This window comes from Arthrobacter sp. C152, assembly GCF_054890965.1.
The window spans coordinates 16458-32284 of record NZ_JBTZSU010000028.1 but is presented as its reverse complement, the minus strand read 5'-3'; the positions used below and the strand labels follow the sequence as shown (position 1 = coordinate 32284).

General features: G+C 67.4%; 13 protein-coding genes. 4 read left to right on the top strand and 9 right to left on the bottom strand.

The window, feature by feature from the left end; genetic code table 11:
- Positions 1-43 precede the first annotated feature (43 nt).
- Entirely contained in the window at positions 44-2224 is a 2181-nt protein-coding gene (locus ACYSM9_RS16545; RefSeq protein WP_461858049.1) for an amylo-alpha-1,6-glucosidase, read from the top strand.
- A gap of 4 nt (positions 2225-2228) precedes the next feature.
- Here ACYSM9_RS16545 and ACYSM9_RS16540 read toward each other — a convergent pair whose 3' ends face one another.
- Both ACYSM9_RS16540 and ACYSM9_RS16535 read right to left on the bottom strand, forming a co-directional pair.
- The gene (locus ACYSM9_RS16540; protein ID WP_461858048.1) at positions 2229-2762 is read right to left on the bottom strand and encodes a GNAT family N-acetyltransferase; all 534 of its coding nucleotides are present in this window, start codon (positions 2760-2762) and stop codon (positions 2229-2231) included.
- Between the two features lie 14 nt (positions 2763-2776).
- The gene (locus ACYSM9_RS16535; RefSeq protein ID WP_461858047.1) at positions 2777-3736 is read right to left on the bottom strand and encodes a D-2-hydroxyacid dehydrogenase family protein; all 960 of its coding nucleotides are present in this window, start codon (positions 3734-3736) and stop codon (positions 2777-2779) included.
- 144 nt (positions 3737-3880) lie between these two features.
- Between ACYSM9_RS16535 and ACYSM9_RS16530 the strand changes: the two genes are divergently transcribed.
- Complete coding sequence (locus tag ACYSM9_RS16530; RefSeq protein ID WP_461858046.1) at positions 3881-5077, top strand: MFS transporter; 1197 nt, start codon at positions 3881-3883, stop codon at positions 5075-5077.
- A 113-nt stretch (positions 5078-5190) separates the two neighbouring features.
- Here the strand turns inward: ACYSM9_RS16530 and aceB are convergent, their stop codons facing one another.
- Together aceB and aceA are read right to left on the bottom strand one after the other, a co-directional pair.
- Positions 5191-6840 carry a malate synthase A gene (gene aceB / locus ACYSM9_RS16525; protein ID WP_461858045.1) on the bottom strand — a complete coding sequence of 550 codons (1650 nt, stop codon included), beginning with the start codon at positions 6838-6840 and terminating at the stop codon, positions 5191-5193.
- 101 nt (positions 6841-6941) lie between these two features.
- Complete coding sequence (aceA, locus tag ACYSM9_RS16520; RefSeq protein WP_461858044.1) at positions 6942-8258, bottom strand: isocitrate lyase; 1317 nt, start codon at positions 8256-8258, stop codon at positions 6942-6944.
- Positions 8259-8406: 148 nt separating this feature from the next.
- Between aceA and ACYSM9_RS16515 the strand changes: the two genes are divergently transcribed.
- Positions 8407-9921: a helix-turn-helix domain-containing protein gene (locus ACYSM9_RS16515; RefSeq protein ID WP_461858043.1), complete on the top strand. Its 1515-nt coding sequence runs from the start codon at positions 8407-8409 to the stop codon at positions 9919-9921.
- Here ACYSM9_RS16515 and ACYSM9_RS16510 read toward each other — a convergent pair whose 3' ends face one another.
- The 4 genes from ACYSM9_RS16510 to ACYSM9_RS16495 form a co-directional block, all read right to left on the bottom strand.
- Positions 9922-10422 carry a hypothetical protein gene (locus ACYSM9_RS16510; protein WP_461858042.1) on the bottom strand — a complete coding sequence of 167 codons (501 nt, stop codon included), beginning with the start codon at positions 10420-10422 and terminating at the stop codon, positions 9922-9924.
- A 251-nt stretch (positions 10423-10673) separates the two neighbouring features.
- The gene (locus ACYSM9_RS16505) at positions 10674-11678 is read right to left on the bottom strand and encodes a TAXI family TRAP transporter solute-binding subunit (RefSeq protein WP_461858041.1); all 1005 of its coding nucleotides are present in this window, start codon (positions 11676-11678) and stop codon (positions 10674-10676) included.
- A complete protein-coding gene (locus ACYSM9_RS16500; RefSeq protein WP_461858040.1) occupies positions 11671-13119 on the bottom strand; it encodes a sensor histidine kinase in 1449 nt (482 codons plus the stop codon). The genes ACYSM9_RS16505 and ACYSM9_RS16500 overlap by 8 nt, the downstream gene beginning before the upstream one ends.
- Positions 13116-13784 carry a response regulator transcription factor gene (locus ACYSM9_RS16495; RefSeq protein ID WP_461858039.1) on the bottom strand — a complete coding sequence of 223 codons (669 nt, stop codon included), beginning with the start codon at positions 13782-13784 and terminating at the stop codon, positions 13116-13118. Before ACYSM9_RS16495 ends, ACYSM9_RS16500 begins: the two co-directional genes overlap by 4 nt.
- 247 nt (positions 13785-14031) lie before the next feature.
- Between ACYSM9_RS16495 and ACYSM9_RS16490 the strand changes: the two genes are divergently transcribed.
- Entirely contained in the window at positions 14032-15426 is a 1395-nt protein-coding gene (locus ACYSM9_RS16490) for an MFS transporter (RefSeq protein WP_461858038.1), read from the top strand.
- Positions 15427-15429: 3 nt separating this feature from the next.
- Here the strand turns inward: ACYSM9_RS16490 and ACYSM9_RS16485 are convergent, their stop codons facing one another.
- On the bottom strand, positions 15430-15744 hold the full coding sequence (locus ACYSM9_RS16485; protein WP_461858037.1) for a hypothetical protein: 315 nt from the start codon (positions 15742-15744) through the stop codon (positions 15430-15432).
- Positions 15745-15827: the final 83 nt, after the last annotated feature.

Below are 15827 nucleotides of genomic sequence, written 5' to 3'. Positions count from 1 at the left end.
CCGATCCCCCGGGCAGCACCCCGCCTGAGAAGGGAGTCCCCCCATGACCGCCTGGAACGCAGACAACGAAGCCTCCGTGTCCGACTCCGGTTCGGTCACGGTCCTGGAGGGCTCGTCGTTCTGTATCTCCTCCGGCAGCGGCGACATCAGTCCCGACGCCGGAACGAACGGCGCGTTCTTCCAGGACACCCGCATCGTCTCCCGCTGGGTCCTGCGCATCAACGGCTCACTCCGGGAGCCGCTCTCCGCGCAGCGGCCGAACCCGTTCGACGCCACCTTCGTGGGCCGTGCCAAATGGCCGGGCGGCAGGTTCGACAGCCCTCTTGTGGTGCGGCAGGTCCGCCATATCGGGCCGGGCATGCAGGATGACATCACGCTGGAAAACTACGCGGCAGAGCCGGTGGAATGCGACATCGAGCTGCTCGTGGACGCGGACCAGGCGGACCTCTTCGACGTCAAGGGCGGACGCACCACGGGGCCCGACGACACGACGCGCCGGCTGGAGGAAGGCCGGCTGGTCATCGAGGCCTTCCGGCACGGCCAGCAGCGGGGATCAGCCGTCGGTGCCCGGGACGCCGAGGCCAGCACGGACGGGTTGCGCTTCCACGTCACGGTCCCGGCACGGGGAAAGTGGGCCACCAGCGTCATCGTGGTCCCCCTGGTCAACGGGGAGGCGCCGGAGAAGCCGTTCCGTGAGGGGCAGCTGCCGCACCACCGCGAGGGAGTGCGCCGGCACCTGGACTGGGAAGAGGGGGTACCGCGGATCAGCGTCGAGGACGCCGGCCTGCAGGACCTGCTCAACCGCAGCCAGAGCGACCTCGGTGCCCTGCGCATTTTCGACGCGCACCACCCCGAACGTGCCGCGGTGGCTGCCGGTGCGCCCTGGTTCATGGCACTGTTCGGCCGGGACTCGCTGCTGACCTCGTACATGAGCTTGATGGTGAACCCCAACCTGGCACTGGGTACGCTGCAGACCCTGGCCGGACTCCAGGGCAGGAAGGTGGACCCGGACTCCGAGGAAGAACCCGGCCGTATCCCGCACGAGGTCCGGCTCGGAGTCACGGCCGGCCTGTCCCTGGGCGGCACGGCGTACTACGGCACCGTCGACGCCACGCCGCTCTTTGTGGCAACCCTGGGTGAACTGAGCCGGTGGGGACTGTCCCGGAACGCCATCCAGGCGTTGCTGCCGCATGCCGACCGGGCCTTGGAATGGATCGGGAAATACGGTGACAAAGACGGCGACGGGTTCGTGGAGTACCTGCGCCCCAATGACCACGGCCTGGTCAACCAGGGCTGGAAGGACTCCTGGGACGGCATCAACTTTGCGGACGGGACCATCGCAGAGGCGCCCATTGCCCTCTGCGAGGTCCAGGCCTACGTGTATGCCGCCTACCTGGGCAGGTCTTTGCTGGCCCACTGGACCGGCGACTCGGCCTTGGAACAGAAGTGGGCCGCCAAGGCGGCGGCCTTCAAAGAGGAGTTCAACAAAAAATTCTGGCTGCCGGACAGGGGTTACTTCGCGGTGGCGCTGGACAAGGACAAGCGGCCCGTCGATGCACTCACCTCGAATATCGGGCATTGCCTGTGGACGGGCATCGTTGACGAGGACAAGGCCGAGTCCGTGATGGAGCACCTGATGTCCCCGCAGATGTTCACAGGCTGGGGGATCCGCACGCTGGCTTCGGACATGGGTGCCTACAACCCGGTGAGCTACCACAACGGATCCGTCTGGCCCCACGACACGGCGATGGTGGCGACGGGCTTGATGCGCTACGGCTTCGTGGACGAGGCAAAACGGGTTGCCATGGGTATCTTCGACGCCGCAGGGCACTTCGACAACCGGCTGCCGGAACTGTTCTGCGGTTTTGACCGTGGGGAGTTCCCGGGCCCGGTGCCGTATCCGACGGCGTGTTCCCCGCAGGCCTGGGCCGCTGCCGCGCCTGTCCAGCTGGCGCGGATCCTGCTCCGGTTCGACCCCGTCTTCACCCGGGGTGTGGTGCACCTGGCGCCGATCCTCCCGGAAATCGTGGGCAGGTTCCGGGCGGAAAACGTGCTGCTGGACACCAGTCGGGTTACCATCGACGCCGCCGGGACGACCGGAAGCATCGAGGGCCTTCCGCCCGGGCTGAGGCTGCTGGCCGAACCGCGTCCCCCGCTCGCCTACCCGGTCGAAGACGCAGTGGCTGGCCCGGGCATCCGGAGGCTGCACCAAGCGGAAACGTGAGCGGTCAGGGCAGCGGGCGCTCCAGCACGAAGTCATGTTCCACGGTGCTGCCCAACTGGAAGGATTTGGTTCCCACCTTGCGGAATCCCGACTTTTCGTAGAACCGGATGGCGCGTGCGTTCTGGCTGTTGACCCCCAGCCACGCGCCCGCGCCGCCGGCGGCCGCGGCCGCCTGCAGGCTGGCGTGCATGAGTTCGGCGGCCGCGCCGAGCCCGTGATAGTCAGGGTGGACGTAGCACTTGCTGATTTCCACGGACGGCAGCAGGGTCAGGGCGGACGCCACGCCGGGATCCGCGGCGGGCCGGTTCACCAGCAGGCTGTAGCCGTTGAGCCGGCCGCCGGCGTCGATCACCAGGATGGTGGTCTCCGGGTCGGCGAGGTAGCGCTGGAAGTGCCCTTCGCTGAGGGTGTTGGCCAGGTGCGCGGCAATGTCCGCAGGTGACGACGACGGCGGGCAGGCCAGCGGGAAGGTGACGGCCGCCAGCCCAGCCAGCGGGCCGGCGTCGTCCGCTGTTGCCTTGCGGATAATGTGGCTCATGCGGTTCCTCCCGGTCAGGCGGTGATGGTGCGGATGGGGGACCCGGCGAGCCAGGCGGTGACGTCCTCCAGCGCCCCGCCGTAGAACTGGCGGTAGCTTTCCTGCGTGACGTAGCCAAGGTGGGGCGAGAGCACGGTGTTCGGCGCCGCCAGGAGCGGGTGTCCTGCCTGCATCGGCTCCTGGTCGAACACATCCAGGGCGGCGCCGCGGATCCAGCCCTCGTTCAGCGCCCTGACCAGTGCCTCCTGGTCCACCAGCGGCCCCCGCGCAGTGTTCACCAGGATGCCTTCGGGCCCCAGCAGCCGGAGCTCGGCCTCGCCGACGGTGTTTTCGGAACGTCCGGACAAGCGCAGGTGCAGGGTGGCGACGTCGGCGACGGCGAAGAGTTCCTCCTTGGACACCAGCTTCGCCCCGGCCTCTGCTGCAGCTTCCGCCGTCAGGTTGCGGCTCCACGCCACCACGTCCATCCCGAACGCCTGCCCGTAGGCCGCCACCCGGCGCCCGATCTTGCCCAGCCCCACGATGCCCAGCGTCTTGCCGGCCAGCTCCATGCCCACGGTGGACTGCCAGGTCCCGGCCCGCAGCGAGTTTTCCTCCGCAGGCAGGTGCCGGGCGGCGGCCAGCAGCAGGGCCCAGGTCAATTCAGGGGCGGCGGCGGGTGAGCCGGGGGTGCCGCAGACCGTCACCCCGTGCTCGGCTGCCGCGGCGACATCGATGGAGGCGTTCGCCATTCCCGTGGTCACCAGGAGCTGAAGCGCCGGCAGCTTCTCGAACACCCCGCGCGGAAAGGCGGTCCGCTCCCGCATGGCGACCACGATCGTGGTGTCCGCCAGCGCGGACACGAGCGCGTCCTGGGTGGCGAAGGGTTCACGGTAGGTGGTGACGGCCACGCCCCCGGCTTCCAGCGAAGTCCAGTCGGCGAAGCCGTGGGCCACATCCTGGTAGTCGTCAAGGATGGCAAGGCGGTGCGGCATGGCGGTGTCCTTCGCAGTGTCCTTCGGCCAGGGTCACGTTCATCGTATGGCAGGGCCGGCGGCGGGGGTGCCTGAAACTCCCGCAACCTGCGGCGTGATAGCAATGGGAGTGATGAAACTGCGCCCATTCCTGATTCTGCCCCTGTGAGCGGCCGGCTCCTCTCCCGCGTCCCGGACAGCTGGATCCTGCTGGCGTGCATCGGCCTGCTCGCACTGAACCTTCGCGGCCAGTTTGTCGCCGTCGCCCCGCTGGTGGATCTGATGCAGGCGGAGCTGCACTTTTCCCCCGTCCTGCTGGGGCTGCTGACCAGCATCCCGGTTCTCTGCTTCTCGCTGGCCGCGCCGCTGGCCTCCCTGGCGGCCAGGAAATTCGGGGCCGAGTTGGCAGTGACGCTGACCATCCTGGGTGTGCTGGCCGGCGTCCTGGTGCGCTCCGCCGCCGGACCGGTGCTGGTGGTGGCCGGAACGGTGCTGATCGGGGTGGCCATCACGGTGGGCAACATCGCGGTGCCGCTGATCATCAGGCGTGACTTCGCGCCGCGGCGGCAGGGGACCGCGATGGGGATCTACACCGCGGCCCTGAACATCGGATCGTTCCTGACGTCGGTCGCGATGGCGCCCCTGGCAGCCGCCGCAGGATGGCGGCTTGCCCTGGGGTCCGTGGCCGTCCTGGCCGTTGCCGCAGTGGCGGTGTGGGTCCTGGCGGTGGGCCCGCGCACCGCGTTCCTGACGGCGGGGGAGGACGACGGTGCTACCAGGCCACTGGCCCCGGTAGTCGGCGCGGGGTGGATCACCGCCGGTCTAACGGCGGGCTTCGGCGGCCAGGCGTTCTCCTACTACGGGGTCACTGCGTGGCTCCCCAGCTACCTGCACGACGAACTGGCCATGTCCGCTTCGGAGGCGGGTGCCGCATCCTCGATCTTCCAGATCCTGGCCATCGTGGGCGGCCTCGGCGTGCCCTTCGCCGCCAAATACATGAGTACGACGGCGGTGGCGGTCACCTTGGGTGCCCTGTGGCTCCCCGTTCCGGTGGGGCTGCTCCTCGCGCCGCAGCTGTGGTGGTTGTGGAGCACTTCCGGTGGTATCGCCCAAGGTGGTGGCATCACCTTGATCTTCATCGCCATCATCAAGCTGGCCCGCGACCAGGCTTCCGCCGGCCGGATGTCCGCTACGGTCCAAGGCCTGGGCTACAGCGTCGGGGCCGTGGCGCCCCCGCTGGTGGGCTTCGTCCACGACTCTTCGGGATCGTGGACCCCGGCCCTGCTCGTCATCCTGGCATCGGTGCTGACCTTCCTGGGCAGCACCACCCTCTCCGTGCGGAAGGTGCCCAAAGGCCGCTAAGGCGCGTGGGGATCCGGGTGCTCCGCTGCCGGGCCGGCGCCCCGGATTTCGGGGGGCCTGTTGCGAAGGGCGTGCCGGCCCGGCGAACGGAAGTTCTGTCCTTGAATCCCCGGCTACGCCGCGGCGAGCTCCTCGACCGTGGCCTTTTCGCGGGCCTCGGTGAGGTAGCGGGCGTAGGCGGGCAGGGTAAGGAAGGACGGGAAGTCGGTGCCCAGGGTGACCTCTTCGAAGATGTCGCGGGCGTCCTCGAAGCGGTCGCCGTCGAAGCGTTCCAGGCGGGCGAATTCCTCGTCCAGGAGTTCCTCCACCCATTCGTGCGTCACGATCTCGCCGTGGTCCGTGATGGCCCGGGCGTAGATCCACTGCCAGAGCTGGGACCGGGAGATCTCTGCGGTGGCGGCGTCTTCCATGAGGTTGTGGATGGCCACCGCGCCGTTGCCGCGCAGCCAGGACTCGATGTAGCGGATGCCTACTTCGATGTTGTTGCGGATGCCCTGTTCGGTGATGGTGCCCTGGGTGGCGGCGACGTTGATGAGGGCGCGGTCGTCCGGGGTCACGTCCTCGCGGAGCCGGTCGAGCTGGTTCGGCTTGGCGCCCAGGACGCCGTCGAACACTTCGCGGCAGATGGGCACCAGGTCCGGGTGGGCCACCCAGGAGCCGTCGAAGCCGTCGTTGGCCTCGCGGGTCTTGTCGGCGCGGACCTTTTCGAGGGCGTTGGCGTTTGCTTCGGGGTCCTTGCGGTTGGGCACGGCTGCGGCCATGCCGCCGATGGCCATGGCGCCGCGTTTGTGGCAGGCCCGGACCAGCTGTTCGGTGTAGGAGCGCATGAAGGGCGCGGTCATGGTCACCTGGCCGCGGTCCGGCAGGACGAAGCGGGGGCCGCGGGTGCGGAAGTTCTTGATGATGGAGAAGATGTAGTCCCAGCGGCCGGCGTTCAGCCCGGCGGCGTGGTCGCGCAGTTCGTAGAGGATTTCCTCCATCTCGAAGGCCGCCGTGATGGTCTCGATCAGCACGGTGGCGCGGATGGTGCCCTGCGGGATGCCGAGCAGGTCCTGGGCGAGGATGAAGATGTCGTTCCACAGCCGGGCTTCGAGGTGGTTCTCGATCTTGGGCAGGTAGAAGTACGGGCCTTTGCCCTGGGCGAGGAGGCGGCGGGCGTTGTGAAAGAAGTACAGGCCGAAGTCCACGATGCCGCCGGCGATGGGCTGGCCGTCGATGAGCATGTGCTTCTCGGGCAGGTGCCAGCCGCGGGGGCGAACCACGATGGTGGGCAGGTCGCCAGCCTTGAGCTTGTATTCCTTGCCTTCGTCGGTGGTGAAGTCGATCCGGCGTTCCAGGGCGTCGGTGAGGTTCAGCTGGCCCTTGATGACGTTGCGCCAGGTGGGGGTGGAGGAGTCTTCCATGTCCGCGAGCCAGACCTTGGCGCCGGAGTTCAGGGCGTTGATGGTCATCTTCTTGTCCACCGGGCCGGTGATTTCCACGCGCCGGTCCTCCAGGCCGGGGGCCGGGGGAGCGACGCGCCAGGATGGATCGTTGCGGATGTGCTCGGTGTCCCGCAGGAACCGGGGGTCGGCGCCGGCGGCGATGTCGGCGCGGCGGGTCCGGCGTGCCTGCAGCAGCTCCTGCCGGCGCTCGGCGGTGGCCCGGTGGAGCCTGGCGATGAAGGACAGCGCGTCCGGCGTGAGGACCTCGTCCTGCCGGCAAATGGGCTGCGCAGTCATGGTGATGCCGTTGATCGTGAAGCTGTCGGTGAAGCTGTTCATGGGAATCTCCTGGTAACCCCGGTTGCTCTATCACTTTTGGTTGCCAAGGGGGCCTGATAGGGGCCAAAAGTGATAGAGCAACGAGCGGGAAAGGCTGGGTTTTAGTGGAACTGGCCTTCTTCGGTCGATCCGACCAAGGCGAGGGTGGAGGCGTTCGGGTTGAGCGCCGTGGAGATGCTGTCGAAGTAGCCGGTGCCGACTTCGCGCTGGTGCTTGGTTGCGGTGTAGCCGCGGGACTCGGAGGCGAATTCCTTTTCCTGGAGTTCGACGTAGGCGCTCATGCCTTCACGGGCGTAGCCGTGGGCGAGATCGAACATCGAGTAGTTCAGGGCGTGGAAGCCGGCCAGGGTGATGAACTGGAACGTGAAGCCCATGGCGCCGAGTTCACGCTGGAACTTGGCGATGGTGGCGTCGTCCAGGTGCTTGCGCCAGTTGAACGACGGCGAGCAGTTGTAGGAGAGCATCTGGTCCGGGAACTCGGCCTTGACGGATTCGGCGAACTTGCGGGCCAGCTCCAGGTCCGGGGTCCCGGTCTCCATCCAGATGAGGTCGGAATACGGGGCGTAGGCCTTGGCGCGGGCGATGCAGGGTTCGATGCCGTTGCGGACCTTGTAGAAGCCCTCCGCGGTCCGCTCGCCGGTGATGAATTCCTGGTCCCGCTCGTCGACGTCGGAAGTGATCAGGGTGGCTGCCTCGGCGTCGGTGCGGGCGATGACGACCGTGGGGGTGCCGGCGACGTCTGCCGCGAGGCGGGCGGCGTTCAGGGTGCGGACGTGCTGCTGGGTGGGGATCAGCACCTTGCCGCCGAGGTGGCCACACTTCTTCTCCGAAGCGAGCTGGTCCTCCCAGTGAACGCCGGAAGCGCCGGCCTGGATCATGGACTTCATCAGCTCGTAGGCATTCAGCGGGCCGCCGAAGCCAGCCTCGGCGTCAGCAACGATCGGGACCAGCCAGTCCTCAACGGTCTGGATGCCTTCGGAGAACTCGATCTGGTCCGCCCGGAGCAGGGCGTTGTTGATCCGGCGGACCACCGTGGGGACCGAGTTGGCCGGGTAGAGGGACTGGTCCGGGTAGGTGTGGCCGGAGTTGTTCGCGTCCGCGGCCACCTGCCAGCCGGAGAGGTAGATGGCCCGCAGCCCGGCCTTGACCTGCTGCACGGCCTGGTTGCCGGTCAGGGCGCCAAGGGCGTTGGTGTAGCCGCCGGTCTTGTGCTCCTCGGTGAGCTGCTTCCACAGCTTCTCGGAGCCACGGCGGGCCAGGGTGTGCTCTTCGGAGACACGGCCGCGGAGACGGACGACGTCGGAAGCTGAGTAGTCCCGGGTCACACCTTCCCAGCGGGGGTTGGCGGCCCACTCGAGCTCCAGGGCGGCTGCCTGCTGTTCGGGCGTCTGCGGGGTGGGCTCAAATGCTGCAGTCATCGTTGATCTCCTTGATTGAGCTCCGGATGGAGTAGGTGGGAACCGCGCCGTTGAGGCTCCCACCGGCTTATCCGGTGCGGTGTTTCTTTCCGTGACACCTACTTTTCAGCACTTCCAAGCCCCTTTCCAGAGAAAACTATGGAAAGAAATGCGTTTCTTCACGTATTCTTCAGAAATGTCGCCTTCAAGCTGGAACAGGGACGTTTCCCAGCAACCGTCCACCGCTGCCGCCCCCGAACTGGACGTCTTCGCGCTGGGCCGGCGCGTCCGTCACCTTCGCAAGCAGGCAGGGCTCACGCTCGATGACTTGAGTGCCGCCGTCGGGACCGCTCCCAGCCAGCTCAGCCTGATCGAGAACGGCAAGCGCGAGCCCAAACTGACGCTGCTGCAGCATCTGGCTGGTGCTCTCAATGTCAGCATCGACCAGTTGCTCGGGGCAGAGCCGCCCAGCCGCCGGGCCGCCCTCGAGATTGAGCTGGAACGGTACCAGCGCGGGCCGCTGTACGAGTCCTTGAACCTGCCGAAAATCCGCATCAGTTCGCGGCTTCCACTGGATGTCCTCGAGGCCCAGGTGGGGCTGCTGCATGAGCTTGAGAAGAAGATGAACGAGCACGTGGCTACCCCCGAGGAAGCGCGCCGCGCCAACGGTGAACTGCGGGCCATGATGCGGGAACGGGGAAACTATTTTCCTGAGTACGAGGCCGAGGCACAGAAGGTCCTCAAGGAGGTGGGCTACACCACCGGCCCGCTGAGCCAGCACGTCATCGCGGACATCGCCGCCCACCTCGGTTTCACCCTGCACCACGTGGGGGACTTGCCGCATTCCACCCGCTCCGTGACGGATTTGAAGAACCGCAAAATTTACCTCACGCAGAGCCAGCGCCAGGACCACGACCCCCGTTCGGTGCTGCTGCAGGCCCTGGGCCACTACGTCCTGGGCCACGAAACACCCAAGAACTACGGCGACTTCCTGGCCCAGCGCGTGGCGACCAACTATTTCGCCGCAGCGCTCCTCCTGCCCGAGCAGGCCACCGTGGAATTTCTGCAAAAAGCCAAAGCGGCCAAGGAAATTGCGGTTGAGGACATCCGGGATGCGTTCGCCGTCTCCTACGAGACTGCCGCGCACCGCTTCACCAACCTGGCCACCAAGCACCTGGGCATCACCACCCACTTCCAGAAGACCCACCAGAGCGGCATCATCTACAAGGCGTACGAGAACGACGGCGTGAATTTCCCCCAGGACCATACCGGCGCCATCGAGGGCCAGCCGTCGTGCAAAGCCTGGACCTCCCGCGCGGTGTTCGATGTGCCGGACAAGTTCAGTGCCTATAGCCAGTACACGGACACGCCGTCCGGCACCTACTGGTGCACGGCCCGGACTGAACGGTCGGCGAGCGGCGAGTTCTCGCTGAGCATCGGGGTGCCGTACCAGCATGTGAAGTGGTTCCGCGGCCGGGAAACCACTGCCCGGGCCACCTCCAATTGCCCGGATCCCACCTGCTGCAAACGTCCGCCTGCTGAGCTGGCCCATGCCTGGGCCGGCAACGCCTGGCCCTCGGCGCGTGCACACTCACACCTGCTGGCTGCGATGCCGCCCGGCGCCTTCCCTGGCGTGGACGAAACCGAGGTGTACAGCTTCCTGCAGGCGCACTCGGGGAGCTAGTCAGGGTGCAGCCGCAATGTCGGCCCCCATCTGCATGCGGTGGCGAGTTGCGCCCATGTCCAGGCTGATGATGTCAAACAAGATTCCTTGCACTGCTCGGTAAGACTCGGGATTGCCGGACCAGCGACCTGAATCGTGAAGGAAACGTAGGAATTGCATCAATGAATAGGTGGCCACGAGGCCTGGCTGGACGGTATTGATTATCAAAGTCGCCAGTCTTGCTGCCACCTCACCCGGTTTGAGGGCAGTGATGGAACGGCGTTCACCAATATCAGGGTAAAAACGGAAGAAGAGCTCCAAGCTCGCCAGCACCTCTTTCACATCTGTGCTGAATGGGCGCTGGACATACCAGCAGATGAAGGCGGGAGCCAGGGCCTCCAACTCGCGGAGGCTGCCAGATGAAGGAACTGCCACGGTTCGGTTGGCGGCTTTGAACGGGTCTCCCGGCTGGTTCCGCACCTGGTCCGTTCGTGCCGCCCGTCGGCGCTGGTTCCTGCCCACACTGATCCTCGCTTTGCTCGCTGTTCGGCGTAATCCCAAACACTAGGGAGGAAGCTGCCAAGCCTGCGACAGCCCCAAGCGCGTATGTGGATAAGAGGCCCGAACCCGATGCAAAGCACGCCCCCCTTCTCACGCAGAAGGTGAGCGCGCGTTTGCGTTTGTGCCGCCAAAGGTGAGCGGGCTTTTGGTTTGTGCCGCCAAAGGTGAGCGGGCGTCTGGGTTTGTGCCGCCAAAGGTGAGCGGGCGTTGGGTCAGCCGTGGAGCGTACGGTATGCAGCCGCCGCGGCGGGGTGCAGGGGAACGCCGGCGGTGTTGATCAGGGTTTCCGCGCTGAGGAACTGCACGCCAAGGGTGGACTGCGGAATCAGCTCGCCGGCGTTGTGCACCAGCAGCTGCACCGTCCGCTCCACCGTGGCGTTGTCCAGGTCCCGGCGGCACAGGAGCAGGTTGGGGGCCCCGATCGTCCAGACCGCAGGCACGCCGGGGTAGCTGCCCTCGGGAATCAGGACGCGGTCGTAGACCCCGCCGTACCGCCGCCGCAGCTCCGGCAGCAGCGGCGACAGGTCCAGCAGCCCCAGCGCCACCTCCTGCGCGGCGGCGGCGATCGCTGACGTGGGAACCCCGCCGGACCAGAACAGGGCGTCCACGGTCCCGGCCTTCAGCGCGGCGATACCGTCGTTCAGGCCAAGGTTTTCGACGGCGGCAGTGCCGGCCGGAGGCGCGCCCGCATCGGCGGAGGTGCCCAGCCCGGCCGCCTCGAGGAGTCTCGGGGTGGTGATGGAGGTCCCCGAGCCGGGCTGGCCCACGGCGACCCTGCGCCCCGCGAGGCCGGAGATGTCCCGCACCCCGCTGTCCCTGCGGACCACGCAATGGACATAGTTTTCGTAGACTTTTCCGACCGCGGCAATCTCCGCCCCGTCAGCCAAACCCTGCTGGCTGGCAGCGTCGGCCAGGGCCACGGCGAACGCGGCCCTCCCGGCCCGCAGTTCCGCGAGGTTGTCCAGGCTGCCGCCGGTGGGCACCGCCCTGGCCTGGCGCGCCACCCCGTGGCGCTCCAGCGCCGCGGCCAGCAGAGTGGAGAATTCCAGGTAGAAACCGCCCGGTTCGCCGCCGGCCACCGTCAGCAGGTCCGGCCGGTCCCCGGCAGTGCAGGAACTGAGCACGGGCGGCAGCCAGGCAGCAAATCCGACGGCGAGGGCTGACTTGAGCACTGAGCGGCGCGAAGGCGCCGGTGCTGGCGCGTGAACGTCACGCATTCTTCTCACCGCTGTGGGGACCTGGCGGGGGCTGTGCTGTGTGCATGGGGAATTCGATCCTGGCTGCCAGGCCGTGCGGTACCGCCGCATCCAGGACCAGCCGGCCGCCGTTGGCCGCCGCAAGCTCACCCACGATCGTCATCCCCAGCCCGGTTCCGGGAACCGACGCATGCCGGGGCGAGCGCCAGAACCTGGTGGCAGCCGCGGCACGCTCGGCGTCGGACAGCCCCGGGCCGTCGTCGGAAACTCCAACAATTACCCGGCCGGGGATGGACCGGACCTCCGCGGTCACGGTGGCACCCGGGGCGTACTTGAAGGCATTGCCCAGCAGTTCGCCGACCATCTGGGCCAGTTCCGCCGGCTTGCAGGCCACCAGCACTGACGGCCGGGGCGCCGGTGCCAGGACCAGCCGGCACCCGGACTGCCGGGCCAGCGGCGCCGCCCGCTCCACTTCGCCCTGGAGGACGGCGTAGGGGTCCAGCGGCTCAAGGCCGGGTCCGTCGGGGTCGCTGCCCACCGCCCGGAGGGAACCTTCGGACGCCCGGTGCTCGGCAGCGGCGAGCTTCAGCACGCCGTCCAGGATCTCCTCCACCCGTTCCAGTTCCGCCATGGCCCGCTCGGCGGCGTCGTGTTCGCGGGCGTTCTTCAATTCGAGCTGGAGCAGGTCCAGCCGCAGCCGCAGCGCCCCGATCGGGTTGCGCAGCTGGTGCGACGTGTCCGCGATCAGCTGGCGCTGGGACTCCATGCTGGCACTCACGGTCCGGGCCATCGCCGTGAAGGACCGGCTCAGTTCCCGCAGTTCCGGTGGCCCGGCCTCCGGCAGGAGCCCGGCGCGGCCCGTCCTGCCCAGCTCGTTCACCGCGGAGTTCAGGCGCATGACCGGCCGCAGGACCCAACCAGTCACCCGGGCCGCGCCAAGCAGCAGGATGGCGGCAAGGGCGAGAGCCGCGACCCCCACCCCGAGCCACCGTTCCTGCAGCTTCCGCTGCGCCGTTGCCGCGTCGACTTCCAGGACCACGGCACCCAGGACCTGGCTGGCATTACCGAAGGGCCGGAAGATGACCCGGGTGCCGGTCCCGAAAAGCTCCAGGGGCGACAAAGCGGTGTTGCTGACGTTCAGCCGGGCCAGGGACAGGGCATCCTGCACGTCGGCGCGTCCGGCATCCAGGCCGCCCGACACCAGTGTTGCCTGCTGGAAGCGCACCACGATGCCTTCGCCGTACAGCCCGGAATACGTGTCCATTTCCCGCTGCAACCGGGCGGTGTCGCCGTCGCCGGATGCGTCAAACGCCACCTGTGCCAGCCGGTTCAGCGACGCCGCCCGGTTGATTTGCAGCTCCTGGGTCAGCTCGCGGGACGCGGAGGTCAGGATGGTGCCCGAAATCAGGAAGACCACCACCAGGCACAGCACGCTGAGGACGCCCAGGACCCGCAGCCTCATGGGGCCGCCGCCTCCACCCGGTACCCGACACCGCGGACGTTGATGATGAAGCCGGGCTTCTGGAGTTTGGCCCGCAGCCCGGTCAGGTGCACATCCAGGGAGCGCGAGGAGGCCAGGAAGGCATCGCCCCAGAGGGCGTCCAGGATCTGTTCCCGCGTGACCACCGAGCCGGCATGGCGCGCCAGCAGGGCCAGCAATTCGAACTCGGTGGCGGTCAGCGGGAGCGGCGCGGACGCCTTGGCCGCCGTGCGCCGGTCCAGGTCGATCTCAAGGTCGTCCAGGACGATGATGTGCTGCGGCACCGCGGTGCTTCGCCCCGCCCGCCGCGTCACCGCCTCGATCCTGGCCAGCAGCTCCACGAGTTTGACGGGTTTGACCAGGTAGTCGTCCGCACCGGACCGCAGCCCGAGCACCACGCTGCGTTCGTCGTCGCGCGCCGTCAAAACCAGGATGGGAACATCCGTGACCTGGCGGAGCTTGCGCAGCACGTCCAGTCCGTCCATGTCGGGAAGCCCAAGGTCCAGCAGGATCACCTGGAAGTTGCGGTGCGAGAGGAGTGCGTCTGCGCCGCGGGACACACGGGACGCCGTATGCCCCGCGCTGGCGACACCGGCCGCCAGCGCGCCGGCCATGGCGTCGTCGTCCTCGACGATCAGCACGTCCATGGCCATCTTCCTTGCTGCGTTGGTTCGTGTACCCGGTTCATCCCCGCCCCGTGAGATTACCGCGTGGCGGCAGAATATGCCCGACGGCGGCCGGCAGGCAGGCAGGCAGGAAGGGCACCAGTGCGGCAAAACCTAAGGAAGTGTTAGGAAATGCCCTTCCGCGTTGGCTGTGCCGTGCATCACCCATAGCTTGGATAAGGCCACTCCGGCGCTGGAGGCCGCATCCACTACAAGGAGGAACTCACCGATGAGCACCGAACAAGCCATCCCTGCCACCGAGGCAGCCCAGACCCGGCGGGCGGTGGGCAACATCCTGAAGGGATCGGCCGGCAACCTCGTGGAGTGGTACGACCTCTACGTCTACACCGTCTTCGCCGCCTACTTCCAGGCGCACTTCTTCAACTCCAAGGACGACCTCCAAGCCGGCCTTGAAGCGATGGCCGTCTTCTCGACGTCGTTCCTCATGCGCCCCATCGGTGCCTGGTTCTTCGGCCGGTACGCGGACCGCAAGGGCCGCAAGGCCGCGCTGACGCTGAGCGTGACCCTGATGTCCGCCGGTTCCTTCGCCATCGCCGTGCTGCCCACCCAGGACGTCATCGGGTTGTGGGCCATGATCCTGCTGGTGGTCGTCCGCGTGATCCAGGGCTTCTCCGTCGGCGGCGAGTACGGCACCAGCGCCACGTACATGTCAGAGGCGGCCACCTCCAAGCGCCGCGGCTTCTTCTCCAGCTTCCAGTACGTCACCCTGGTGGGCGGCCAGATGCTCGCCCTGCTGGTCCTGGTGATCCTGCAGAACATCATGCCCAAGGGCGACCTCAGCGAGTGGGGCTGGCGCATCCCGTTTGCCATCGGCGGCGTAGCCGCCCTCGTGGTGCTGTGGCTGCGGCGCTCCATGGAGGAGACCGTCTCGGATGACCAGCTCAACGCCGCAAAGACACCGGCCAAGTCCGGCCAGGCCCAGCCCGGCACCATGAAGCTCCTGTTTACGGGCTACTGGAAGCCGCTGCTGGTCTGCATCGGCATCACCCTGGGCGGTACCGTGGCGTTCTACACCTACACCAACTTCATCCTGAAGTTCATGAACGATACGTCCGGTATCGCCAAGACCGACACCTCAGTGATCAACTTCTGGGCGCTGTTCATCTTCATGCTCCTGCAGCCCGTCTACGGCATCATCTCGGACAAGGTGGGCCGCAAGCCCCTGCTGCTCTGGTTCGGCATCACCGGCGTCCTCTTCACCTGGCCGCTGCTGTCCACGCTTGCCGGGACCAAGGACCCGTTCACCGCCTTCCTGCTCATGATGGGCGGCCTGCTGATCGTCGGCGGCTACACCTCGATCAACGCCCTGGTGAAGGCCGAGCTTTTCCCGGCCTCCATCCGCGCCCTGGGCGTGGGCCTGGGCTACGCGATCGCCAACTCCCTCTTCGGCGGCACCGTCCCGCTGATCGGCGCGGCCTTCCAGAAGGCCGGCCAGGAGGAGCTGTTCTTCACCTATGTCACCATCGCGATCGGCATCTCGCTGCTGGTCTACATCTTCGCGCTGAAGAACAAGAAGGCCACTCACCTGGACGACGAGCAGGGCCACGCCTGGGAGGTCCAGGGCGCTGCCGACGGCGGAGAACGGTTGGGTGCCGGACGGTAACCGTCAGCGGCGGGTGCTCCGCCGGCCCACCAGGAAGCCGTGCGCGGCAAAGAGCCGGGGGAGCACCACATAGACCGCCGTGGGCACCACCACCATGGTCAGGGCCATGGCACGGAAGATGGGGTGCCAGCTTTCCATCAGCGGAGCGGCGGCCATCATTCCCACGGCCACCAGGGGGAAGATCGCCAGCCAGGTGATCACTGCCCGGACATGGATGGACGGCGGGGCGGGCACCGCCGCGGGTTCCGCGGGCTGCAGGGCGGCAAGGTCGGCCGGTTCGGCGGTGGCGGGGGCTGTTGGCTGGGTCGCAGCGTCCACGGAAAACTCCAACTGATTAGTTGCTATTTGCTTGCACAGACACTAAAGGGCCGCGATTGCAATTGCAACTACCTGGTTGGAAT